Source organism: Allobosea sp. P1_B10 (assembly GCF_056406735.1).
In genome coordinates this window covers 58,321-80,671 of sequence record NZ_JBFTZP010000006.1, presented here as the reverse complement: position 1 = coordinate 80,671, position 22,351 = coordinate 58,321, and the positions used below count along the sequence as shown (strand labels likewise).

Annotated in this window: 22 protein-coding genes; 12 read left to right on the top strand and 10 right to left on the bottom strand. The window is 65.7% G+C overall.

The features are described from left to right. Positions 1-2 precede the first annotated feature (2 nt). The 6 genes from AC1D2L_RS14850 to AC1D2L_RS14825 form a co-directional block, all read right to left on the bottom strand. Positions 3-572, bottom strand: coding sequence for a cytochrome b (locus AC1D2L_RS14850; RefSeq protein WP_476846654.1), 570 nt, complete (start codon positions 570-572; stop codon positions 3-5). Further along, entirely contained in the window at positions 569-1,129 is a 561-nt protein-coding gene (locus tag AC1D2L_RS14845) for a YceI family protein (RefSeq protein ID WP_476846653.1), read from the bottom strand. The genes AC1D2L_RS14850 and AC1D2L_RS14845 overlap by 4 nt, the downstream gene beginning before the upstream one ends. Before the next feature lie 74 nt (positions 1,130-1,203). Continuing rightward, positions 1,204-1,818, bottom strand: a complete 615-nt coding sequence (locus AC1D2L_RS14840) for an HdeD family acid-resistance protein (RefSeq protein WP_476846652.1) — start codon at positions 1,816-1,818, stop codon at positions 1,204-1,206. A gap of 125 nt (positions 1,819-1,943) precedes the next feature. Beyond that, on the bottom strand, positions 1,944-2,651 hold the full coding sequence (locus tag AC1D2L_RS14835; protein WP_476846651.1) for an SDR family NAD(P)-dependent oxidoreductase: 708 nt from the start codon (positions 2,649-2,651) through the stop codon (positions 1,944-1,946). Positions 2,652-2,654: 3 nt separating this feature from the next. Then, positions 2,655-3,608, bottom strand: a complete 954-nt coding sequence (tal, locus tag AC1D2L_RS14830) for a transaldolase (protein WP_476846650.1) — start codon at positions 3,606-3,608, stop codon at positions 2,655-2,657. Between the two features lie 226 nt (positions 3,609-3,834). Then, on the bottom strand, positions 3,835-4,749 hold the full coding sequence (locus AC1D2L_RS14825; RefSeq protein ID WP_476846649.1) for a LysR family transcriptional regulator: 915 nt from the start codon (positions 4,747-4,749) through the stop codon (positions 3,835-3,837). A gap of 123 nt (positions 4,750-4,872) precedes the next feature. On the opposite strand from AC1D2L_RS14825, the gene AC1D2L_RS14820 reads away from it, so the two are divergent. Next, complete coding sequence (locus tag AC1D2L_RS14820) at positions 4,873-6,369, top strand: CoA-acylating methylmalonate-semialdehyde dehydrogenase (RefSeq protein WP_476846648.1); 1,497 nt, start codon at positions 4,873-4,875, stop codon at positions 6,367-6,369. Between the two features lie 61 nt (positions 6,370-6,430). After that, positions 6,431-7,585, top strand: coding sequence for an isobutyryl-CoA dehydrogenase (locus tag AC1D2L_RS14815; RefSeq protein WP_476846647.1), 1,155 nt, complete (start codon positions 6,431-6,433; stop codon positions 7,583-7,585). Positions 7,586-7,587: 2 nt separating this feature from the next. On the opposite strand, the gene AC1D2L_RS14810 is transcribed toward AC1D2L_RS14815, so the two are convergent. Next, positions 7,588-7,914 (bottom strand): HigA family addiction module antitoxin, encoded by a 327-nt coding sequence (locus AC1D2L_RS14810; RefSeq protein ID WP_476846781.1) that lies wholly within the window; start codon positions 7,912-7,914, stop codon positions 7,588-7,590. Then, complete coding sequence (locus AC1D2L_RS14805) at positions 7,889-8,167, bottom strand: type II toxin-antitoxin system RelE/ParE family toxin (protein WP_476846646.1); 279 nt, start codon at positions 8,165-8,167, stop codon at positions 7,889-7,891. The genes AC1D2L_RS14810 and AC1D2L_RS14805 overlap by 26 nt, the downstream gene beginning before the upstream one ends. Before the next feature lie 54 nt (positions 8,168-8,221). Between AC1D2L_RS14805 and mmsB the strand changes: the two genes are divergently transcribed. Continuing rightward, positions 8,222-9,112 (top strand): 3-hydroxyisobutyrate dehydrogenase, encoded by an 891-nt coding sequence (gene mmsB, locus AC1D2L_RS14800; protein ID WP_476846645.1) that lies wholly within the window; start codon positions 8,222-8,224, stop codon positions 9,110-9,112. A gap of 44 nt (positions 9,113-9,156) precedes the next feature. Continuing rightward, the gene (gene nudC / locus AC1D2L_RS14795; RefSeq protein ID WP_476846644.1) at positions 9,157-10,116 is read left to right on the top strand and encodes an NAD(+) diphosphatase; all 960 of its coding nucleotides are present in this window, start codon (positions 9,157-9,159) and stop codon (positions 10,114-10,116) included. Positions 10,117-10,304: 188 nt separating this feature from the next. Here nudC and AC1D2L_RS14790 read toward each other — a convergent pair whose 3' ends face one another. Further along, the gene (locus AC1D2L_RS14790; protein ID WP_476846643.1) at positions 10,305-11,159 is read right to left on the bottom strand and encodes a prephenate dehydratase; all 855 of its coding nucleotides are present in this window, start codon (positions 11,157-11,159) and stop codon (positions 10,305-10,307) included. Positions 11,160-11,167: 8 nt separating this feature from the next. Beyond that, positions 11,168-11,911 (bottom strand): 3-deoxy-manno-octulosonate cytidylyltransferase, encoded by a 744-nt coding sequence (locus tag AC1D2L_RS14785; protein WP_476846642.1) that lies wholly within the window; start codon positions 11,909-11,911, stop codon positions 11,168-11,170. A 193-nt stretch (positions 11,912-12,104) separates the two neighbouring features. Between AC1D2L_RS14785 and AC1D2L_RS14780 the strand changes: the two genes are divergently transcribed. The 8 genes from AC1D2L_RS14780 (at position 12,105) to AC1D2L_RS14745 (ending at position 22,339) form a co-directional block, all read left to right on the top strand. Then, the gene (locus AC1D2L_RS14780; RefSeq protein WP_476846641.1) at positions 12,105-12,647 is read left to right on the top strand and encodes a c-type cytochrome; all 543 of its coding nucleotides are present in this window, start codon (positions 12,105-12,107) and stop codon (positions 12,645-12,647) included. Between the two features lie 175 nt (positions 12,648-12,822). Next, complete coding sequence (locus AC1D2L_RS14775) at positions 12,823-14,691, top strand: extracellular solute-binding protein (RefSeq protein ID WP_476846640.1); 1,869 nt, start codon at positions 12,823-12,825, stop codon at positions 14,689-14,691. Between the two features lie 160 nt (positions 14,692-14,851). Beyond that, positions 14,852-15,949: a microcin C ABC transporter permease YejB gene (locus AC1D2L_RS14770; protein WP_476846639.1), complete on the top strand. Its 1,098-nt coding sequence runs from the start codon at positions 14,852-14,854 to the stop codon at positions 15,947-15,949. Between the two features lie 4 nt (positions 15,950-15,953). Further along, positions 15,954-17,129, top strand: a complete 1,176-nt coding sequence (locus AC1D2L_RS14765; RefSeq protein WP_476846638.1) for an ABC transporter permease — start codon at positions 15,954-15,956, stop codon at positions 17,127-17,129. Continuing rightward, entirely contained in the window at positions 17,126-18,757 is a 1,632-nt protein-coding gene (locus AC1D2L_RS14760; protein WP_476846637.1) for an ABC transporter ATP-binding protein, read from the top strand. Before AC1D2L_RS14765 ends, AC1D2L_RS14760 begins: the two co-directional genes overlap by 4 nt. Positions 18,758-18,761: 4 nt before the next feature. Further along, positions 18,762-19,979, top strand: coding sequence for a phosphopentomutase (locus AC1D2L_RS14755; RefSeq protein ID WP_476846636.1), 1,218 nt, complete (start codon positions 18,762-18,764; stop codon positions 19,977-19,979). Positions 19,980-20,150: 171 nt separating this feature from the next. Continuing rightward, positions 20,151-20,579: a TadE/TadG family type IV pilus assembly protein gene (locus AC1D2L_RS14750; RefSeq protein ID WP_476846635.1), complete on the top strand. Its 429-nt coding sequence runs from the start codon at positions 20,151-20,153 to the stop codon at positions 20,577-20,579. 35 nt (positions 20,580-20,614) lie between these two features. Continuing rightward, positions 20,615-22,339 carry a pilus assembly protein TadG-related protein gene (locus AC1D2L_RS14745; protein ID WP_476846634.1) on the top strand — a complete coding sequence of 575 codons (1,725 nt, stop codon included), beginning with the start codon at positions 20,615-20,617 and terminating at the stop codon, positions 22,337-22,339. Positions 22,340-22,351: the final 12 nt, after the last annotated feature.

The following is a 22,351-nucleotide window of genomic DNA, read 5'->3' as shown; positions in this document are numbered from 1 at the left end:
GCTCAATCCTGCGCCGCACCGCCCAGGCGGAACCACATGCGGCGCAGGAGACCGTCACGCCACAGCAGCACATGCACGAGCACGGCGCCGAAATGCATGGCGCCGAGCACGAGCAAGGCATCGCCCGTCCAGCCGTGCAGGCTGAGCATCAGATCATAGGTCGGCTTGTCGGGGCCGAAGGGATGGGGAACGCTGAACCAGCCGAAATAAAGCGTCGGGATCTGGAGCGGCGCCGACGAGACCATCAGGAACCCGGTCAGCGGCAGCGCCAGCGCGCAAAGATAAAGCCCGGCATGGACCGCGTCGGAGGCCAGGCCCAGCGCACGTCCTGAATTGACAGACGGGGGCGCCTTCACGGTGAGGCGCAGCAGCAGCCGCAGGGCCACGAATCCAGCGATTGTCAGTCCGACCGATTTGTGTAGCTGGTAGAACTCGAAGCGCTGGACGAGATCGCGCGTCTCCTCCCGCATCGGTCCCGCGATCAGGAACTGGAACGCGATCAGCAGCAGGGTCAGCCAGTGCAGCGCGACGATTGCGGGGTGCCAGCGCTCCGGCGGACCGACCCTGGTCATCGCAAGAGCTGCCCCTTGATCACGAGGTCTACCCGGTCATCGACGACGTTGACGTCGCGCCCGATCTCGAAGGCGGGCCGCAGGAAGGAGCCGCTGGCGTGGAACGCAATCCTTTCGCCACGTATGGCTCCGTCGATATCGCCGTCCACCGTCGCCGTGACCGTAAATGGCTGGGAGATCGCACGGATCGCGAGCTGGCCCGTGATTTCGAGCGTCCGTTCGCCGGTGCGCGTGACGCGCCCCGAGGTGAAGCTGGCAGTCGGAAAGCGGGCGGTGTCGAGCATGCTCGCGCCCTTGACGAAACCATCCATCAACGCCGACCCCGCCTGGAGGGAGCCGGTCTCGATCACGACCCTGATGCGGCTTCTCTCCGGCCTGTCGAGGTCGAGCGCCAGGGTGCCGTCATAGCGCTCGAAATGACCGGTCGCCACGACCGCTCCGAAACGATGGGCGACGAAGCTGATATCAGTGGCGGCCCGGTCAAGGCGCCACGTGCTCTGCGCAGACGCTGGCGCAGCGGAGAGCAGCATGATCGAGATGGCGGCGGCGCGGAGCATGCCTCATCTACCGCGCCGTTTCTGTCGAGTCCGTGGCGGTGCCAGCCCTACACGGAAAGGTGATTTCAGTGCGTTCAGGCTGGCTTCTTCGCGATCACGCCGTCGAATGTGGAGCGGATGGCGCGAGCAAGAGCAATCGCAGCCCAGCCCTGCATGATCAGTTCGATCGCCAGGAAGGTGCCGAGCACCCACAGGCTCGATGCCGGCCATTGTACCAGGATCATCACGCCAAGCAGCAGCGAGAGCGCACCCGAGACCAGGATCCAGATCCAGTGCGGGAGTTCCCGATTCTGGAAGGCCACGAAGATGCGCAGGAGTCCGGTCGCGACGAGGGCGCATCCTGCCAGCAGGGTCAGCGACGCCGTCGCTGCCAGCGGATTGGCGAAGGTGACGAGGCCGACGCCGACATATAGCAGTCCGATCAGGATATGCAGGGCGCGGCTTTTCCAGCCCTGGTGACGGAACGCGTCGACCAGCACGACGATACCCCCGACGAGGATCATCGCGCCGAACCAGATCGCGCTCGCCACGCTCAGCAAGGCGACGGCGCCCAGGCCGATCACACCGAGGATGACCAAAATGATGCCGGCAGCCAGCAGCCAGCCAGAGCTTCGCCGCAGCGGGACCAGATGCGTGCCGAGCGAAGCCGGGCGCGGGGTGGCAGCGGCGGATGAAGGAGCTTCGGACATTGTCATGTCTCCGGTTGACAGCAGGAGCCAGCTTTCTGGCCTGACGACGAGCAGTTTTCGCCAGCCCAACGGTGACGTCAACGCGCGACACGGTTATCGCAGTCATCGATTGATATAGTGCGGTCTCAATAGGTCGCACGACCACCGGACAGGTCGAAGACGGCGCCGGTCGAGAAACTGCACCGGTCGCTCGCCAGCCAGGCCACGAGTTCGGCCAGTTCATCGACCGTTCCGAGGCGCTTCAGCGGGCTCTTGCCGACCATGGTCGCGACCGTTTCGGGGCTCATCTGCAGGAGCAGCTCGGTCTCGATCGCCGCAGGCGCTATGGCATTGACCAGCACGCCTGTGCCCGCGAGTTCCTTGCCATGCGCCTTGGTCAGCGCGATGACGCCGGCCTTGGCGGCGCTGTAGGCGCCCAGGGTCGGCGTCCCCTCCTTTCCGGCGAGCGACGCGATGTTGACGATGCGGCCACGGCCGCGCCCGACCATCACCGACGCCACCGCCCGCGAGCACAGGAACGTGCCGGTCAGGTTCACGGCCTGGATCGTCTGCCATTGCGCCAGCGGCGTCTCGGCGATGGTCGTCGACGGGCCGGTCAGCCCGGCATTGTTGACCAGCACGGCTATCGCGCCGTGAGCCCGCTCCGTCTGCGCAAGGGCATCCGCCACGGAGCCTTCATCCGAGACGTCGCAGGCCAGCGCCGCATGGGCGCAAGCGGCGATGTCGACATCCCAGACAACAGGGGTGAACTCGTCCTGCGCCAGGCGATCGGCCACAGCGCGGCCAATTCCCTTTGCGCCGCCCGTGACAACGGCAACCCGCGCCTGCGCCATGGCTCAGGCGAGCTTGGCGGAGACGAGCTTGCGCAGGCCGCGCAGGTCCTTCACGAAGCCGCGAATGCCCTCCGACAGCTTCTCGGTGCCCATCGCATCCTCGTTCATGGCGAAGCGGAAGGCCTTTTCGTCGAGGGTTAGTTTTTCCGGAGCCTCGCCGGGCGCCTCGGGCTTCAGCTTGCGCGGGAGATCGCCGCTGGCAGCAGCCAGCTCGTCGAGCAGTCCGGGGCCGATCGTCAGCCGGTCGCAGCCCGCCAGCGCCTCGATCTCTCCGGTGTTGCGGAAGGACGCACCCATGACCACCGTGGCGATGCCGTAGGTCTTGTAATAGGAATAGATCGAGCGGACCGAGACGACGCCGGGATCGGTCTCGGCGGTGTAGGGGCCGCCGCCGGCCTTGACGTGCCAGTCGAGGATGCGGCCGACGAAGGGCGAGATCAGGAAGGCCTTGGCATCGGCGCAGGCGACCGCCTGTGGCAGCGAAAACAACAGGGTCAGGTTGCAGTCGACGCCGTCCTGCTGAAGCACCCTCGCGGCCTGGATGCCCTCCCAGGTCGAGGCGATCTTGATCAGGATGCGGTCGCGCTCGATGCCGCGCTCCTTGTAGGCGGCAATGATGGCGCGCGCCTTGGCGATCGTCGCCGCGGTATCGAAGGACAGGTCGGCGTCGACCTCGGTCGAGACCCGGCCCGGCACGATCTTCGTCAACTCGGCACCGAAGGTCACGGCAAGCCGGTCGCAGACAGCGTGCACGGCGGCGGCGCCGCCGGCTTTCTTGCCCCAGTTGATCGCCTCGTCGACGAGATGGGCATAAGGGGCGCTCTCGACCGCCTTGAGGATGAGCGTCGGGTTGGTGGTGCAGTCGACAGGCTTGAGCCGGCGCACCGCCTCGATATCGCCGGTGTCGGCGACGACCGTGGTCATCTTGCGGAGCTGGTCGAGCTTGGAAGCGGTCATGATGATCCTTGCCGTCTTGTCGTCTTGTGTTGGACTATCTTGCGCCAATGTGGCGTGTGTCTGACATCATTGCGAGCGCAGCCAAGCAATCCAGCCATGCATGTCCCGGCGGAATCGGCGCGCCGGTGCGCGGCCGGCAATGACGGTCAGAGAATGGGCGATGCGACCGCGGCAGGCAACGCCGAAACAGCGTTAGCCCGAGCGGCCGATATTTCAGGGCAAACGACTACTGGCCAATGCGGGGCTCGCCCATCAGCAGAGCGCGCGCAGCCTTGGTTTCGCGCACGACGAAGTCGACGATGGCGCGGACGCGCGCGACATCCTTCAGATCGGCATGGACGAGCAGCCAGAACGAACGCGTGATCGAGACCGTATCCGGGAGCACCGGGACGAGGCCGGGCTCGCCCTCCGCCATGAAGTGATGGATCACGCCGATACCGCCGCCCGCGATAACCGCGTTTTTCTGCGCCAGCACGCTGGAGCTCTGGATCTGCGGGCGCAGTCCCTTGGCGACCTCGTCGAGATAATCGAGTTCCGGCGAGAAGATGAGATCGTCGATATAGCCGACGATGCGATGCGAGAAGAGATCTTCGGGCTTGGTCACCTCGGGCATGGAATCGAGATAGGCCTGGCTGGCATAGAGGCCAAGCCGGTAATCGGAGAGCTTGCGCGCGACGACCTTGCCTTCCTTGGGTGGGGCGAGCGTGATCGCGACATCGGCTTCGCGCTTCGACAGCGAGAGCAGGCGCGGCATGGCGATGAGCTGCAGCTCAAGGCCCGGATAGGCCTTCGACAACGCGGTCAGGCGCGGCGCCAGGAAATTCGTCCCGAACCCATCGGGCGCGCCGATCCTCACCGTGCCCGACAAGGCCATGTCGGCCCCCCCGATATCGCTCTGGATCGCCAGCGCTTCGGTCTCCATGCTCTCGGCCTTCGCCAGCAGACGCTCGCCATGGGCCGTCAGCGTGTAGCCCTGCGGACGGCGCTCGAACAATTTCGCCTTGAGCGAGTCCTCCAGCGAGGTGATGCGGCGAGACACCGTCGCGTGGTCGGCGCCGAGCCGTCGCGCCGCCGCGGTCAGCCGCCCCGAACGCGCGACAGCAAGAAAGAAGCGCAGGTCGTCCCAGTCGAACCGCTCCAAATCGCTCTCCCCGGTATATGCGTTTTCGCACGACCTTCTACCAAGGATGGCTATAGTCGTGCGCAAACGTCGATGATAGTGCTGACGCCAGTTTTGGTTCTCACCACTTCGTAGGAGGGCGCGATGCGTCAGGTTGGGCATTTCATCGGCGGCAAGCATGTCGCGGGAACATCGGGGCGCACTGCCGACATCTTCCAGCCCATGGACGGCACCGTGATCGGCAAGGTCGCGCTGGCCTCCCCCGCCGAAATGCGTGCAGCGGTCGAGAACGCCGCCGCCGCGCAGCCGAAATGGGCTGCCACGAACCCGCAGCGCCGCGCCCGCGTGCTGATGAAGTTCCTGGACCTGATCGCGCAGAACAATGACGAGCTCGCCGACCTGCTCGCCCGCGAGCACGGCAAGACTGTCGCCGACGCCAAGGGCGACATCCAGCGCGGCGTCGAGGTCGTCGAGTTCTCGCTCGGCATCCCGAACCTGATGAAGGGCGAATACACCGACGGCGCCGGCCCCGGCATCGACATCTACTCGATGCGCCAGCCGCTCGGCGTCTGCGCCGGCATCACGCCGTTCAACTTCCCGGCGATGATCCCGCTCTGGAAGCTCGGCCCCGCGATTGCTTGCGGCAACGCCTTCATCCTGAAGCCCTCCGAGCGCGATCCCGGCGTGCCGATGCGCCTGGCTGAGCTGTTCATCGAGGCGGGCGGCCCTCCCGGCATCCTCAACGTGGTCAACGGCGACAAGGAAGCCGTCGACGCGATCCTGGACGATCCCGACATCAAGGCGATCGGCTTCGTCGGCTCGACGCCGATCGCCGAGTACATCTACTCGCGCGGCTGCGCCAACGGTAAGCGCGTGCAGTGCTTCGGGGGCGCCAAGAACCACATGGTGATCATGCCCGACGCCGACCTCGACCAGGCGGTCGACGCCCTGATCGGCGCCGGCTACGGCTCGGCCGGCGAGCGCTGCATGGCGATCTCGGTGGCGGTACCCGTCGGCAAGGCTACTGCCGACGAACTCGTCAAGCGCCTGATCCCGCGCGTCGAGGCGCTCAAGATCGGCCCCTCGACCGACAGCTCGGCCGATTACGGCCCGGTCGTGACCGCAGCGGCACTCGAGAAGATCAAGGGCTATGTCGAGACGGGCATCCAGGAGGGTGCAACGCTCGCCGTCGATGGCCGCGGCTTCAAGATGCAGGGCTACGAGAACGGCTTCTACATGGGCGGCTGCCTGTTCGACAACGTCACCAAGGACATGCGGATCTACAAGGAAGAGATCTTCGGGCCGGTGCTCTCGATCGTTCGCGCCGAAACTTATGAGGAGGGTCTCGCCCTCTGCAACGACCACGAATACGGCAACGGCGTCGCGATCTATACCCGCGACGGCGATGCGGCCCGCGACTTCGCCTCGCGCGTCCAGGTCGGCATGGTCGGCGTCAACATCCCGATCCCTGTGCCGCTGGCCTATTACACCTTCGGCGGCTGGAAGCGCTCCTCCTTCGGCGACCTCAACCAGCACGGCCCGGACTCGATCCGGTTCTACACCAAGACCAAGACGGTGACCTCGCGCTGGCCGAGCGGCGTCAAGGATGGTGCCAGCTTCGTCATCCCGACGATGGCCTGATAAGCTTCCAAGGCTGCTGCCCTCACCCGGGCGGCAGCCTTTTTCACATCAGGGACGATGCATGACCCAGTTCGCCCTCAACGAAGACCAACTCGCCATCCAGGAGATGGCATCCTCCTTCGCGACGGAGACGCTTGCGCCCCATGCCATGCGCTGGGACGAGGAGAAGCATTTCCCGGTCGATGAAATGCGTGCTGCCGCTGCGCTGGGCATGGGCGGGATCTACATCAACGAGGATGTCGGCGGCTCCGGCCTGTCGCGGCTCGATGCCGCGCTGATCTTCGAGGCGCTCTCGACGGGCTGCCCGACGGTCGCAGCGTTCATATCGATCCACAACATGTGCGCCTGGATGATCGATCGCTTTGGCGACGAGGCGCAGCGCCAGGCTCTGCTGCCAAAACTCTGCACGATGGAGCACCTGGCGAGCTATTGCCTGACCGAGCCCGGAGCGGGCTCGGACGCCGCCGCGCTCAAGACCAAAGCGGTTCGCGACGGCGACCATTACGTGCTCGACGGCCAGAAGCAGTTCATCTCCGGCGCCGGCGTCTCCGACCTCTATGTGGTGATGGCGCGCACCGGCGAGGCCGGCCCCTCCGGCATCTCCACCATCGTCGTCGAGAAGGGCACGCCGGGCCTGTCCTTCGGCGCGAACGAGAAGAAGATGGGCTGGAACGCCCAGCCGACACGCGCCGTGATCTTCGAGAACTGTCGCGTGCCCGTCGCCAACCGTTTGGGGCCGGAGGGGATCGGCTTCAAGATCGCGATGGCGGGTCTCGATGGCGGGCGGCTCAACATCGGCGCCTGCTCGATCGGCGGCGCGCAATCGGCCCTCGACAAAGCCATCGCCTATGCGCAGGAGCGCAAGGCATTTGGCGCACGCATCGCCGATTTCCAGGCGCTCCAGTTCAAGCTCGCCGACATGGCGACGGAACTGGAAGCGGCCCGCACCTTCCTCTGGCGCGCCGCGGCTGCCCTCGACGCCAAGACGCCCGATGCGACAAAACTCTGCGCCATGGCCAAGCGGATCGCGACGGATATCGGCTTCGAGGTCGCCAACCAGGCCCTGCAGGTCCATGGCGGCTATGGCTATCTCGCCGACTACGGCATCGAGAAGATCGTCCGCGACCTGCGGGTACATCAGATCCTGGAGGGGACCAACGAGGTCATGCGGATGATCGTCGCACGCGGCCTTGTCGGCCGGGCGAAGGGGAATTGAGCCTATGCCGCGAGCGGCCTCACGCGCTTCTCGATCTCGCCACCAGCCGCCCGGCGCGCCACCCGCAGGTCGTAGTCGGTCTGCAGCGCCATCCACATCTCGGGCGTCGTCGCGAAGAATTGGGCCAGGCGCAGGGCCGTGTCGGCCGTGATGGCGCGATCGCCCTTGACGATGCCGGAAATGCGGCTGACCGGCGCGTCGATATCCCGGGCCAGCCGGTTCTGGCTGATGCCGAGCGGTTTCATGAATTCTTCGAGCAGGATTTCACCCGGTGGGATCGGCTCGAGGTCCAGAGCCCGGCCTTCAATGGTAGTCGACGATTTCGACATCATGCGCCTCCCCCTCCTTCCAGACGAAGCAGATGCGCCACTGGTCATTGACGCGGATCGAATGCTGCCCCTCGCGGTCGCCGCGCAAGGCTTCGAGTCGATTGCCCGGTGGCACCCTGAGGTCATCGAGACGCCCGGCAGCATTGAGCAGCAGCAGCTTTCGCCGGATCACCCGCTCGATCGCGGCGAAACGCCGGACGGGCCTGCCGTAAAACAGGTGCTCGGCGTCCTTGTGCGCGAAGGATCTGATCACGGCTAAAATTATTCCGCGTTGAGTATTCCGTCAAGAAGAATGGGAGAAACGATCATGAGCATCATCGCCTTCATCGGCCTCGGCAATATGGGCGGCCCGATGGCCGGCAATCTCGTCAAAGCCGGGCATGTCGTGCGCGCCTTCGACCTCTCGCAGGCATCGAAGGACGCGGCCGCCGAACTCGGAGCCAAGATCGCCGGATCGGCCAAGGAGGCGGTCGCCGATGCCGATATCGTCGTGACCATGCTTCCGGCCGGCAAGCATGTGCTCGCGGTCTGGACCGATATCCTGCCGAGCGTGAAGCCGGGCGCCCTGCTGATCGATTCCTCGACGATCGACGTCGACAGCGCCCGCAAGGCGCATGAACTGGCGCAGGCGCGTGGCTGCCTTTCGCTCGACGCGCCGGTGTCGGGGGGCGTCGGCGGAGCAAAGGGCGCGACGCTGACCTTCATGGTGGGCGGTTCCGACGAGGCCTTCGCGCTGGGCGAGCCCGTCCTCAAGACCATGGGCCGGCGCATCGTGCATTGCGGCGCGGCGGGCAACGGCCAGGCGGCAAAGATCTGCAACAACATGATCCTGGGCATCTCGATGATCGGCGTGGCCGAGGCCTTCGTGCTGGGCGAAAAGCTCGGGCTGTCGCATCAGGCGCTCTACGATGTCGCCTCGACCTCGTCGGGCCAGTGCTGGTCGCTGACCACCTATTGCCCGGTGCCCGGCCCCGTCCCGACCTCGCCGGCCAACAACGAGTACAAGCCCGGCTTCGCGTCGGCTCTGATGCTGAAGGACCTGAAACTGTCGCAGGAGGCGGCGCAGGTCGCCGGTGCCTCGACGCCGCTCGGCGCGGCGGCTGCACAGCTCTTCGGGCTCCACAATGCCTGGGGCGAAGGCGGCGCGGACTTCTCCGGCATCATCAACATGCTGCGCGGGCGCGACACGGGCGCGTGAAGCGCGCTTGCACGGTGCCGGGCTGACCCGCTAGGACGAAGGGCATGAACGACGCCATGCCACGCCCTCGCGAACGCTCGGCTCTCACCGGCTTCGCCGTAAACCTTCTCGATCGCCGCGAGGACCTGCGCAACAAGCCCGATGCGGTCGAGGCCCTGCGCCACCGCTCGGATACGCGCCTGGCCGTCGTGGCGGGCGAGACCCCGATCCTGAAGCGGCTCGACGGCGAGGCCTTGTCGGCCTGGTTCAGCCCCGGCGAGACCGAGTTGCTCGGCCCCGCGCTGGAGGAGGCCTTCCTGGGCCTCGCTCCCGATGGCACGCCACGCTTCGCGCGGCTGATCGACAAGGCGCTGGTCGAGCCGCTGCGGGAGCGACCCGAGCTCATGGTGACGGATTTGCGTTCGGTGGCGCTCAAGCGCCTCGTGCCGAACGACGAACTGGGACCGCTGGGCGAGAGCAAGGCGCTGCTGGACTGGCACGCTCGCCATCGCTTCTGCGCGCAATGCGGCGGGCCGACGGAACTCGGCGCCTCCGGCTGGAAGCGCGAATGCAGCGCCTGCGGCGCACAGCACTTCCCCCGCACCGATCCGGTGGTGATCATGCTGGTGGCGCGCGGCGACAAGTGCCTGCTCGCGCGTCAGGCGCGCTTTGCACCGGGCATGTACTCCTGCATCGCGGGCTTCATCGAGCCCGGCGAAACCTTTGAGGACGCGGTGCGCCGCGAGAGCTGGGAAGAGGCCGGCTTGCGCGTCGGTGCCGTCCGTTACATCGCCTCGCAGCCATGGCCGTTCCCGTCATCCCTGATGATCGGGGCGATCGCCGAGGCACTCAACGAGGACATCGTGCTCGACATGACCGAGCTCGAGGCAGGCCGCTGGTTTTCTCGCGCAGAGGCCTTGCAGATGATCGAGGGCACGCATCCCGACGGCCTGGCCTGTCCCCAGCACATCGCGATCGCCAACACACTGCTGAAGGCCTGGGCGCTGGACGGCGAGAAGGCCTGAGCGCGCTTCGTCCAAGCTGACATCGTCATCATGGACAAGCCGCGAAGCGGCGCAGTTCCGGGATCCATCATCGGGCCCGACGACGCTTTACGATGGTACCCGGGACGAAACTGACGCTTCGCCCAGGATGACGGCGCGCTGAAATCAGCCCCCCGAATACCGACGCATTCGCCGGAACGCCGCGCGCCCTACTCGCCCGCGTCGGGAAAGCTCGAGCGAAATTCGTGGGCGGGATAGACGCCGAGGATTTTCACCTCCTTGGAGAAGTATTCCAGCTCCTGCAGCGCGCGCTTGAGGTTCGGATCGTCCGGGTGCCCCTCGACATCGGCGTAGAACACCGTCGCCGAGAACAGCCCATCGACCATGTAGCTCTCGAGCTTGGTCATGTTGACGCCGTTGGTCGCGAAACCGCCCATGGCCTTGTAGAGCGCGGCGGGGATATTGCGCACGCGGAAAACCAGCGTGGTGACCGTCTTCTCCATGCTCTGGCGGGCGAATTCCGGGTATTTCGACAGCACGACAAAGCGCGTCGTGTTGTGCTTCTCGTCCTCGATGTCCTCCATCAGAATCTCGAGGCCATAGACCTCGGCCGCAATATGGGGCGAGATCGCGGCGCGGGTGATGTCGCCGGCTTCTGCCACCTGACGTGCGGAGCCCGCGGTATCGGCGGCGACCTCCGCCTTGAGCCCGAGCTTGCGGATGATCTTCCGGCACTGGCCGAGCGCATGGATATGGCTCTGCACGGTCTTCAGCGTCGCGAGCGTCGCACCCTTGACCGCCATCAGGTGGAAGCGGATCGGGAGGAAATGCTCGCCCACGATGTGCAGCCCCGAGCGCGGCAGCAACTGGTGGATGTCGGCCACGCGTCCCGCGATCGAGTTGTCGATCGGGATCATGCCATAGCGCGCCGTGCCGTCGCTGACGGCGGCAAGCGCATCCTCGAAGGTCGCGCAGGGCAGCAATTCGCAATCGGGGAACGCCTGCAAGGCGGCCTGCGAGGAGAAGGCTCCGGGTTCGCCCTGATAGGAAACGATGATCGACATTGTGGGCTCTAGGCTCCGGCGCGGGATTTCAGGATCGCGCGAGCGCGCTCCAGGTCATGGGGGGTGTCGACGCCGAGCGGCACGTCGTCGACAACGATGATGTCGATGCGCATGCCGTCCTCGACCGCGCGAAGCTGCTCCAGCCGCTCGCGCTTCTCCAGCGGCGATGGCGGCAGGCTAACGAAGCGATCAAGCGCGCTGCGGCGATAGGCGTAGAGGCCGATATGGTGATAGAGCGGCCCCTCCCCGCTCGGCGCGGTCGCCCGCGTAAAATAGAGCGCCCGCATGTGCCCGGGCGCGATCTCGCTACCGATCGCCTTGACGACGCTCGGCTCGGTCTTCTCTTCCTCTCGGGTGATCACCGCCGCCAGCGTGACGATGTCGACGGCCGCATTGGAGAGCGGACCGACCGAGGCCGCGATGACGCGGGGATCGATCGTCGGCAGGTCGCCCTGGACATTGACGATGACCTCATGACGGCCCTCGGGATCGACGAGATCGGCCGCCTCCTTGATCCGGTCGGAGCCGGAAGGGTGGTCGTCCCGCGTCAGGACGGCACGGCCGCCTGCGGCCTCGACGGCCGCGAGGATCTCGGGGGAATCGGTGGCGACCACGACCGGACCGATGCCGGACTCCATCGCGCGGCGCCAGACATGCACGATCATGGGCTCGCCATGAATGTCCGCGAGCGGTTTTCCGGGAAGCCGCGTCGCCATCATGCGGGCAGGAATCAGGATCAGGGCGTCCGGCATGGTCAGGAAGGCTCGAGGGAAAGCGGGGGGAAGCGTCAAAAAGTCTCAAAGCGGTGCGTGCTTATACGAGTTGCATTGCAGCGCGCAAAGCGGTTAAGCAACGGCCTAAGGCTGGAGCCTTTCAAGACTCCGGTCGAAGCGCTGTGTTGCCTCCCGCGCGTTGCGCGTCGTTGGGGCCGAGGGTTCGGATACGATGGACATCGAAACCAACAAGATTGCAGGCGCGGTGCTTTCCACACTGCTGGTGGCTCTGGGCTTGAATATGATTGCCGGCATTGTCTTCGCGCCGAAGAAGCCGGTTGTGCCCGGCTATGAGCTGGCGAGCGAAGAGCCTGCGGCTGCCGGCGGCGGCGCCGCTGCGGCCGCTGTCGAAGAGCCGATCGCCGTGCGCCTCGCCAAGGCCGATCCGGCCAAGGGCGAGAAGGCCGTGGCCGCCTGCAAGGCCTGCCACACCTTCGAGAAGGGCGGCGCCAACAAGGTCGGCCCGCATCTCTACGACGTCTATGGCCGCAACGAAGGTTCGGCCGCAGGCTTCGGCTACTCGGCCGCCATGAAGGGCCGCACCGACAAGACCTGGGACGCCGACGGCCTCGATCACTTCATCAAGAACCCGAAGGCCTATGTCCCGGGCACGATCATGGCCTTCGCCGGAATCAGCAAGCCTGAAACCCGCGCCGATGTCGTCGCCTATCTCAACACCCTCTCGGACGCGCCCAAGCCGCTGCCGAAGCCCTGATCGCTTGCGTCGATCCGACGCGCGCAGAATTGCATGGAGCCGGGCCTTCGCGCCCGGCTTTTGCTTGCGAGCGCCACGCTCTTGCCCTCACCATGAGGCAGATCTCGCTGATGATTGGCGAAAGCTGTCCGGGCACGACATCATGCGGCAGCGAATCAGTGGAGAACGAGAGCCCATGGCAATGCGCATCACCCGCCGCAGGCTGCTCGAAGCAGGTGGCGTCGCCGCCGCTGCCGCGAGCCTGCCGTCACTGGGCGGTGGGGCCATGGCGCGGGACGCAGAACTTCACGGGCTCTCGACGTTCGGCGAGCTTGCACTGCCGCCCGACTTCCCGCATTTCGCCTACGTTAATCCGAAGGCGCCCAAGGGCGGCACGCTGACGATCCAGATCAAACGCGCCGGCGGCAACCAGAGCTTCGACACCTTCAACACCCTGAACACCTTCGTGCTGCAGGGCGACGGCGCAGCGGGCATGGATGCCTGCTTCGACAGCCTGATGGCCGGGTCGGGCGATGAGCCCGGCTCGCTTTACGGCCTGCTGGCCAGGAGCGTCGCGATCTCGGACGACAAGCTGACCTATCGCTTCCGTCTGCGACCGGAGGCGAAATTCCATGATGGTTCGCGCGTGACCGCCGGCGACGTCGCCTTCACGATGAACCTGCTGAAGAGCAAGGGGCACCCTTCGTACCGGCTCATGCTGAACGAGCTGACTTCCGCGAAAGCAGAGGGCGACGACATCGTCATCGTCCAGTTCTCGCCCAAGCGCAGCCGCGACCTGCATCTCGTCGTAGCCGGACTCCCGGTGTTCTCGGAAAAATACTGGTCAACCCGCGATTTCGGGGCCTCGACACTGGAGCCGCCGTTGGGCTCGGGCGCCTACAAGGTCGGCCGACTCGAGCAGGGCCGTTTCATCGAGTTCGAGCGTGTCGCCGACTACTGGGGCAAGGACCTGCCCGTGAATATCGGCACCAACAATTTCGACCGGGTGCGTTGGGAGTATTTCCGGGACCGCCAGGTCGCGTTCGAGGCCTTCAAGAGCGGCATCATCACCTTCCAGGAAGAGTTCACCGCGCGGATCTGGGCCACGGGCTACGATTTCCCGGCCCTGCATGAGGGCAAGGTCAAGAAGGAGGCCCTGCCCAAGACCGACCCGACAGGCACGCAAGGCTGGGTCTTCAACCTGCGCCGCGACAAGTTCGCCGATCCGCGCATCCGTGAGGCACTGGGCCTGTGCTTCGACTTCGAGTGGACCAACAAGAACATCATGTTCGGCGCCTATTCCCGCCTGACATCCTACTTCGAGAACTCGGACTCCAAGGCCGTGGGCAAGCCCTCGGCGGAGGAGTTGGCCCTGCTCGAGCCCCTACGCGGCAAGGTGCCCGACGAGGTCTTTGGCGAGCCCTGGATGCCACCGGTCAGCGATGGCTCCGGCAGCGACCGCGCCCTGCTGCGGCGCGCCGACGAGATGTTCCGCGAAGCCGGCTGCAAGCGTGACGGCAATGTGCTGAAGCTGCCCAACGGCCAGCCCTTCGAGATCGAGTTCCTGGATTCGCAGCCGGCGCTGCAGCCCCATACCCAGCCTTTCCAGGCCAACCTAAAGCGGCTCGGCATCAACGCGACCTCGCGCATCGTCGATGGCGCGCAATACCAGCGTCGGCTCGACGAGTTCGACTTCGACGTGATCAGCCGGGCGATGGGGGGCAGCGCGATTCCCAGCGACACCATGCGGGTCGTCTACGGGTCGGAGGCGGCCAAGACGCGCGGATCACGCAATGTCGGCGGCATCGCCAACCCTGCCATCGATGCGATGATCGAGCGGATCGGCCAGGCCGACAGCTATGCCGAGGTCGTGGTCGCCGCCAAGGCGCTCGACCGGCTGCTGCGCGCGGGCCGCTACTGGATCCCGATGTGGTGGAACCCCAACGAATTGATCGCTTACTGGGACATGTACGACAGGCCTCAGACCAAGCCGAAATTCGGCTCCGGCGCGCCCTCGACCTGGTGGTTCGACGCCGAAAAGGCGAAGCGGATCGGAAAAGCGTGATGATGCTCGCTCCAGCAGCTGCGAGGCTTCGCCTGGCTCGCCGTCCCTGCGAACACAGCGAAGCGATCCAGGGAGGCGTAGAGCGTTTCCGCCCCTGGGTAGCTTCGTCGGCTCCGCCTCCTCGCAATGACGATCGACGCATCAAGGGTCGGGCGCACGCATGCTGAGCTATATCGCCCGGCGCATTGCGCTGATGGTTCCGACCCTGTTCGGCATCCTCCTGATTTCCTTCGTGATCGTGCAGTTCGCGCCCGGCGGGCCGGTCGAGCGCGTGATCGCGCAGTTGCAGAACCCGAATGCCGGCAGTGCGTCCGACCGCGTTGGCGGCGGCCAGGGAGGCGATGCCGGCGCGCAGATGGGCGGCGATTCCAACTCGTCCTATCGCGGCGCTCAGGGCCTCGACCCCGCCTTCATCAAGGAGCTCGAAAAGCAGTTCGGCTTCGACAAGCCGGCCCATGAGCGCTTCCTGAAGATGCTCGGCGACTACATCCGCTTCGATTTCGGCCGCAGCTATTTCCGCGATGCGCCCGTGCTCCAACTGATCAAGGAGAAGCTCCCGGTCTCGATCTCGCTGGGCCTGTGGATGACGCTGCTTTCCTATGCGATCTCGATCCCGCTCGGCATCCGCAAGGCCGTCAGGGACGGCTCGCGCTTCGACACCTGGACATCAGCCGTGGTCATCGTCGGATACGCAATCCCCGGGTTCCTGTTCGCAATCCTGCTGATCGTGCTGTTCGCCGGTGGCTCGTTCTGGCAACTGTTCCCGCTGCGGGGCCTGCATTCCGAGAACTGGCAAGAGCTTGGCCTGTTCGGCAAGGCTGTCGATTACCTCTGGCACATCGCACTGCCTGTCACGGCTATGGCGCTCGGCGCGTTCGCGACCTCGACGCTGCTGACCAAGAACTCCTTCCTCGACGAGATCCGCAAGCAATATGTCCTGACCGCCCGGATGAAGGGGCTGTCGGAGCGGCGCGTGCTCTATGGCCATGTCTTCCGCAACGCCATGCTGATCGTGATCGCCGGATTTCCCGGCGCCTTCGTCAGCGCGCTGTTTGCCGGCTCGCTGCTGATCGAGACGATCTTCTCGCTCGACGGGCTCGGCCTGTTGTCCTTCGAGGCGATCGTCAATCGCGACTACCCCGTCGTTTTCGCCAATCTCTACATCTTCTCGCTGATCGGCCTCGTCGTGCATCTCATCACCGACCTGACCTATACCTGGGTCGACCCCCGCATCGATTTCGAGACGCGGGAGGCTTGAGCGCATGAGCGATACGCTGCTCGCCCCTCCCCCGCCTGCCTTGCGCAGCGATGCGCCGCTGGCCCCCGTCGAGACCAGCAAGGGCTGGTTGAAACTCTCGCCGATCAACCGGCGCCGGCTCAACAACTTCAAGGCCAACAAGCGCGGCTGGTGGTCGCTCTGGCTGTTCTTGACGCTGTTCGTGCTCTCGCTCTTCGCCGAGTTCATCGCCAATGATCGCCCGCTGATCGTGCGCTACAAGGGCGAGTGGCTGTTCCCGATCGCGGTGAACTACCCTGAGGAGAAGTTCGGCGGCTTCCTGGCAACGACCGACTATCGCGACCCCGTCATCGCCAAGGAGATCGACGCGAACGGCTGGGCCATCTGGCCACTGATCCGCTACTCCTACCGCACGCATAACCTCGATCTGCCTGTCCCCGCCCCCGCCCCACCGACCTGGATGCTCAAGGACGCGCAGTGCAAGGGGATTGCGGAACGCACCGGCGGCTCGACCTGCCGCGACCTCGAATGGAACTGGCTCGGCACCGACGACCAGGGGCGCGACGTGGTGGCCCGGCTGATCTACGGCTTCCGCATCTCGATCCTGTTCGGACTGATCCTGTCCTCGATCTCCTCGGTAATAGGCATCGCTGCCGGCGCCATCCAGGGCTATTTCGGCGGCTGGACCGACCTGATCTTCCAGCGCTTCATCGAGATCTGGACCTCCATACCCGCGCTCTACCTCCTGATCATCGTGGCAGCGATCATCACGCCGAGCTTCTTCGTGCTGCTCGGCATATTGCTGCTGTTCTCCTGGGTGGCGCTTGTGGGCGTCGTCCGGGCGGAATTCCTGCGCGCGCGCAATTTCGAGTACGTTCGCGCAGCCCGCGCGCTCGGGCTCTCCAACCGCGCCATCATGGTCAAGCACCTCTTGCCCAATGCGATGGTGGCGACGCTCACCTTCCTGCCCTTCATCTTGAACGGCTCGATCACGACGCTGACCTCGCTCGACTTCCTGGGCTTTGGCCTGCCGCCGGGATCGCCGTCGCTGGGCGAATTGCTGGCGCAGGGCAAGTCGAATCTGCAGGCGCCCTGGCTCGGGCTCTCCGGCTTCGTGGTGATCGCGCTGATGCTCTCGCTGCTGATCTTCATCGGCGAAGCCGTGCGGGACGCTTTTGACCCGAGGAAGACGTTCGCTTGACCTCCTCCCCCCTCCTTTCCGTCCAGGATCTGTCCGTCGCCTTCCGCCAGGGCGGGCGCGAGTCTCTGGCCGTCGACCGTGTGTCCTTCGAAATCGCCAAAGGCGAGACGCTGGCGATCGTCGGCGAATCCGGCTCGGGCAAGTCCGTCACGGCGCTCTCGATCCTGAAGCTCCTGAACTATCCGGCCGCGTATCACCCCTCGGGCGCGGTGCTGTTCAACGGCCAGGACCTGATCGCTGCCGATGAGGACGCGATGCGCAGGGTGCGCGGCAACGACATCACCATGGTGTTCCAGGAGCCCATGACCTCGCTCAACCCGCTGCATACGATCCAGCGGCAGATCGGCGAGATCCTGGAACTGCACAAGGGCCTGCGCGGCGATGCAGCGCGCGCCCGCACGCTGGAACTGCTCGCGCTGGTGGGCATCCGCGATGCGGAAAGCCGGCTCGATGCCTATCCGCACCAGCTTTCGGGCGGGCAGCGCCAGCGCGTGATGATCGCGATGGCGCTCGCAAACGAGCCGGAACTGCTGATCGCCGACGAGCCGACCACGGCGCTCGACGTCACCGTGCAGGCGCAGATTCTGGCACTGCTGAAGGAGCTTCAGGGCCGCCTCGGCATGGCGATGCTGTTCATCACCCATGACCTCGGCATCGTCCGGCGCATCGCCGATCGGGTCTGCGTGATGTTGAAGGGTAAAATCGTCGAGCAGGGGCCGGTCGCGGAGATTTTCGACAATCCGCAGCACGACTATACCAGGCGCCTGCTCGCGGCCGAGCCCAAGGGACGGCCGGAGCCGATCGCGGCGGATGCCGCGACGCTGCTCGAAGCCGGACCGATGAAGATCTGGTTCCCGATCAAGTCGGGCTTCCTGCGCCGCACCACCGGCCATGTGAAGGCGGTCGACGGCATCACCATCCAGGTCCGGGAAGGCGAAACACTCGGCGTCGTCGGCGAATCCGGCTCCGGCAAGACCACGCTGGGGCTCGCGATCCTGCGGCTGATCTCGTCCGAGGGACCGATCGTCTTCCTCGGCGACAGGCTCGATGGGCTGACGAGTTCGCAGGTCCGCCCCAAGCGCGGGGATTTGCAGGTAGTCTTCCAGGATCCGTACGGTTCGCTGTCGCCGCGCATGTCGGTCGCCGACATCGTCGCGGAAGGGCTGACGGTGCAGCAGAGCGATCTGACTTACGTGCAACGGCGGGAAATCGTGGCCCGCGCTCTCAGCGATGTCGGGCTCGATCCCTCCGCCATGGACCGCTATCCCCACGAGTTCTCCGGCGGCCAGCGCCAGCGCATCGCGATCGCGCGCGCCATGGCGCTCAATCCGAGATTCGTGGTGCTGGACGAGCCGACCTCTGCACTCGACATGTCGGTGCAGGCCCAGATCGTGGACCTGCTGCGCGACCTCCAGGCCCGCCGCAAGCTCGGCTATCTCTTCATCAGCCACGACCTGAAGGTGGTGCGTGCGCTGTCGCACCGGGTCGTGGTGATGCAGAACGGCAAGGTGGTCGAGGAAGGGCCGGCCGAGGAGATCTTCGCCAGGCCGCGCGAGCCCTATACCCAGGCCCTGCTCGCCGCCGCGCTCAATCTCGAGCCGGTCGGCACGGCTGCCGTCAAGGACTGACGCGATGGCGCGCGCCATCCTGATCGTGCTCGACTCCGTCGGTTGCGGTGGCGCGCAGGACGCTCATCTCTATGGCGACGCCGGCGCCGATACGCTCGGAAACATCGCGCAAGCCTGTGCCGAGGGACGAGGCGATCGAGATGGGCTGCGCTCCGGCCCGCTGCATATTCCCAATCTGGTGCGGCTCGGCCTTGCCCATGCCTGCGAGGCTTCGACAGGGCAGCCGATTGCGGGCGTACGCAAGCCAGCGGTCCCGACTGGCCAGTACGGCTATGGCGTCGAGATCAGCCAGGGCAAGGACACCCCGTCCGGCCATTGGGAGATCGCCGGCTGCCCGGTGCCGTTCAAATGGGGCTACTTCACAGAGCTCGAGAATTCGTTCCCGCCGGACCTCGTCGCCGCGATCATGCGCGCCGGCGAGGTGCCGGGAATCCTCGGCAACAAGCACGCCTCGGGCACCGCAATCATTGAAGAGCTCGGCGTCGAGCATATCCGGACGTCCCAGCCGATCTGCTACACCTCAGTCGACTCGGTCTTGCAGATTGCCGCGCATGAGGAGCATTTCGGGCTGGAGCGGCTATACGAGCTGTGCCGCAGGCTGCGTCCGATCGTCGATCCCCTGCGCATCGGCCGCGTCATCGCCCGGCCCTTCCTGGGCACGCCCGAGAGCGGTTTCACCCGCACCGGAAACCGCAAGGATTTCGCCATCCCTCCACCCGGCGAGACCCTGCTCGACCGGGCGACGGCGCACGGCCGGGCGGTCGTCACCGTCGGCAAGATCGGCGACATCTTCGCCCATCGCGCGACGGGCACCGAGATCAAGCCGTTCGGCAATGACGCCATGTTCGACGCGGCGCTGCAGGCGTTTGCCCAGTTGCCGGATGGCGGCTTCTGCTTCGTCAATCTCGTCGATTTCGACACCGAGTTCGGGCATCGGCGGGATGTGTCGGGTTATGCGGCGGCGCTCGAGGCCTTTGACGCGATGCTGCCTCGCCTCGAGGCCCTCCTGAAGCCCGGCGACCTCGGCGTGATCACCGCCGACCACGGCAATGACCCGACCTGGCCCGGCACCGACCACACGCGCGAGCATGTCCCGATCCTGGCTTTCGGCCCGGATGTCGAGCCACGCAGCATCGGGCGGCGCGAAAGCTTTTCGGACATCGCAGCCTCGATAGCGGCCTGGCTCGGTCTCGGCGCGATAGGTCCCGGCAACCCCTGGTAGCGGGCTCCGCGACCAGAACACCTCGTTACGATGACGATAAGGCACCCAGCGACCGCGGGGCGTTTTCGCGCGCGGACGTCGAGGATGCAGTCGAGCAGATTTACCGGATCGCAACAATTTCAGGTTGTATCATAAGGCATAGGCCATTCTGCCTATATGGATGTACTCGCCATGATACGCACACTCCAGCGTTTCCGAGACTGCCAGGCTGGCGCGAATGCTGTCGAATTCGCATTTATCGGGCCGATCCTGCTCTTGATGCTCTTCGCGATCATAGCCTTCGGCTATGTCTTTGGTGTCTATCATGGTGTCCAGCAGATCGCGGCTGAAGCAGCCCGCGCCTCGGTCGCCGGAATCACGGACTCCGAGCGCGAGTCGATAGCGCGCGAATTCGTCGCCGCCAGCCTGGGTTCATACGCCCTGCTCGACCCCGCCAAGCTGCGGGTCACCACAGCGCAGAGCGGCCCGCCGCGCCAGACCTTCGAAGTCGCGATCCATTACGACATGACGGACACGGTGTTTGCGAACTTCGCGTCGCTGGTCGCGCTGCCTCCACCCCAGATCGAGCGCCGGGCCGTTGTCCAACGCGGCGGGTACTGACCGGCACCCAGTTGCATTTCACCCAGGAGGCCTCTTTGCTCGGCAATGTCTTGGCGCTGCTACGGAACAAGCGCGGCGGCGTCACTATCATCTTCGCGATTTCGCTCGTCGCCCTGTTTGGCTTTGGCGCGTTGGCCATCGATTTCGGCAGCTTCTTCTACGAGAAGCGGCGGCAACAGACAGCCAATGACCTCGCCGCGCTGGCCGCCGCCAGCGACCTGCCTCGCGCGATGGCGGCCGCGCAAGCCGCAGCCACGAGCAACGGCTTCACGGGAACGAACGTCCGGGCCGTGACTCACGGGATTTACAAGGACGACCCTGCCACGCCTCCCGATCGCAGGTTCACGCCCGGCTCGGCCGCGAGCGCCAACGCGGTCCGGGTCGAGATGCGCAGCGTGACCTCGATGATCCTGGGACGCGTGCTGATGGCCGCCCCCGAGATCGGCGGTCTCATCAAGCCGGCCTCGGCTTCGCAGTCCACCCTCGAAAACGGCGAAGTGCCGATCGGCAGCACCGCGATCGCGGCACAGGATGCACAGGCCGCATTCGCCATCGGCTCGCGCCTGGTCAAGCTCGAAGGGGGCGTGCTGAACGCCCTGCTCGGCGGGCTGCTCGGCGGCGGCATCTCCCTCTCCGTGATGGACTACGAGGCGCTGGCGAAAGCACGCATCGACCTCTTCGCATTCTCCAAGATCCTGGCGACGCGGCTCAATCTCAGTGCCGTGACCTTCGATGACGTGCTTAAGGCGAATGTCCGTCTTGGCGATCTTCTTGCAGCCGCTGTCGATGCCGGGCTCGGTAACCCGACCAGCACCGCGACCGCCAGAAACGCCCTCGTTCACCTTGCCATCCCGCGCAGCAACGCGTCGCAGCGCGTGGATCTCGGCAAGCTGATCTCCTTCGGGCCTGCCGGAAGCACGCCGCTTTCGAGCCCCCAACCGCTCGCTGCATCGCTGTCCGCGCTGGATCTCGTCTCGGCCATCGCGCAGATCTCCAACGGCGCCCGCCAGATCGATGTCGGGCTGGGCGTGAACCTTCCCGGCATCGCTGCGGTCACGCTCAAGCTCGGCATCGGCGAGCGGCCGGTCGGCACCAGCATGGTCAGCGTCGGGCGGGCCGGTGCCAGCGTTCATACGGCTCAGACAAGGCTGCTCCTGACCATCGACCTTGTCGGTTCGGGCCAGGCCTCTCTGGTGAGATTGCCGCTCTACCTCGAACTCGCAGCCGCCACGGCCAAATTGTCGAGCGTGCAGTGCAGCCCGGGCGACGTCTCGACATCGCGTGTCACGCTGGGCGTGACGCCAGCGGTGGTCGACGCCTGGATCGGGCAGGTTTCGATGGCCGAGTTCAACAACTTCACCTCGGCCCCCAACCCTCCGGCCGTGGCTTTGCTCAACGTCGCAGGGCTGGCCAAAGTCACCGTCCGGGCTCACGTGACGATGACGAACCTCGCCGAGACGCCGGTCAGCTTCAACTATGCGGAGATCCTGCGAGGCGACAAGCGCACGACCTCGACGCAGAACTTCATCGCGACGTTACTCGGCCGCCTGTTCGGCGACCTGAATCTCAAGGTCGAGTTGCTCGGGCTGGGCCTTGATCTCGGGGGGATCGGCAACCTCGTCAACGGCATCGTCGGGGGCGCGGCCACGCCGATCGACCAGTTGCTCAACGCGGTCCTGGGGACGCTCGGCATCGGACTGGGCCAGGCCGACAGCTGGGTCAGCGGTGTGCGCTGCGGCGGGGCGGTGCTGGTGCGCTGAGCGGCGAACGCG

Coding starts and splice junctions, on each gene's coding strand:
- AC1D2L_RS14850 (WP_476846654.1), bottom strand. CDS start 572: ATGACCAGGGTCGGTCCGCCGGAGCGCTGGCACCCCGCAATCGTCGCG.
- AC1D2L_RS14845 (WP_476846653.1), bottom strand. CDS start 1,129: ATGCTCCGCGCCGCCGCCATCTCGATCATGCTGCTCTCCGCTGCGCCA.
- AC1D2L_RS14840 (WP_476846652.1), bottom strand. CDS start 1,818: ATGTCCGAAGCTCCTTCATCCGCCGCTGCCACCCCGCGCCCGGCTTCG.
- AC1D2L_RS14835 (WP_476846651.1), bottom strand. CDS start 2,651: ATGGCGCAGGCGCGGGTTGCCGTTGTCACGGGCGGCGCAAAGGGAATT.
- tal (WP_476846650.1), bottom strand. CDS start 3,608: ATGACCGCTTCCAAGCTCGACCAGCTCCGCAAGATGACCACGGTCGTC.
- AC1D2L_RS14820 (WP_476846648.1), top strand. CDS start 4,873: ATGCGTCAGGTTGGGCATTTCATCGGCGGCAAGCATGTCGCGGGAACA.
- AC1D2L_RS14815 (WP_476846647.1), top strand. CDS start 6,431: ATGACCCAGTTCGCCCTCAACGAAGACCAACTCGCCATCCAGGAGATG.
- AC1D2L_RS14810 (WP_476846781.1), bottom strand. CDS start 7,914: ATGTCGAAATCGTCGACTACCATTGAAGGCCGGGCTCTGGACCTCGAG.
- mmsB (WP_476846645.1), top strand. CDS start 8,222: ATGAGCATCATCGCCTTCATCGGCCTCGGCAATATGGGCGGCCCGATG.
- nudC (WP_476846644.1), top strand. CDS start 9,157: ATGAACGACGCCATGCCACGCCCTCGCGAACGCTCGGCTCTCACCGGC.
- AC1D2L_RS14790 (WP_476846643.1), bottom strand. CDS start 11,159: ATGTCGATCATCGTTTCCTATCAGGGCGAACCCGGAGCCTTCTCCTCG.
- AC1D2L_RS14785 (WP_476846642.1), bottom strand. CDS start 11,911: ATGCCGGACGCCCTGATCCTGATTCCTGCCCGCATGATGGCGACGCGG.
- AC1D2L_RS14780 (WP_476846641.1), top strand. CDS start 12,105: ATGGACATCGAAACCAACAAGATTGCAGGCGCGGTGCTTTCCACACTG.
- AC1D2L_RS14775 (WP_476846640.1), top strand. CDS start 12,823: ATGGCAATGCGCATCACCCGCCGCAGGCTGCTCGAAGCAGGTGGCGTC.
- AC1D2L_RS14770 (WP_476846639.1), top strand. CDS start 14,852: ATGCTGAGCTATATCGCCCGGCGCATTGCGCTGATGGTTCCGACCCTG.
- AC1D2L_RS14765 (WP_476846638.1), top strand. CDS start 15,954: ATGAGCGATACGCTGCTCGCCCCTCCCCCGCCTGCCTTGCGCAGCGAT.
- AC1D2L_RS14755 (WP_476846636.1), top strand. CDS start 18,762: ATGGCGCGCGCCATCCTGATCGTGCTCGACTCCGTCGGTTGCGGTGGC.
- AC1D2L_RS14750 (WP_476846635.1), top strand. CDS start 20,151: ATGATACGCACACTCCAGCGTTTCCGAGACTGCCAGGCTGGCGCGAAT.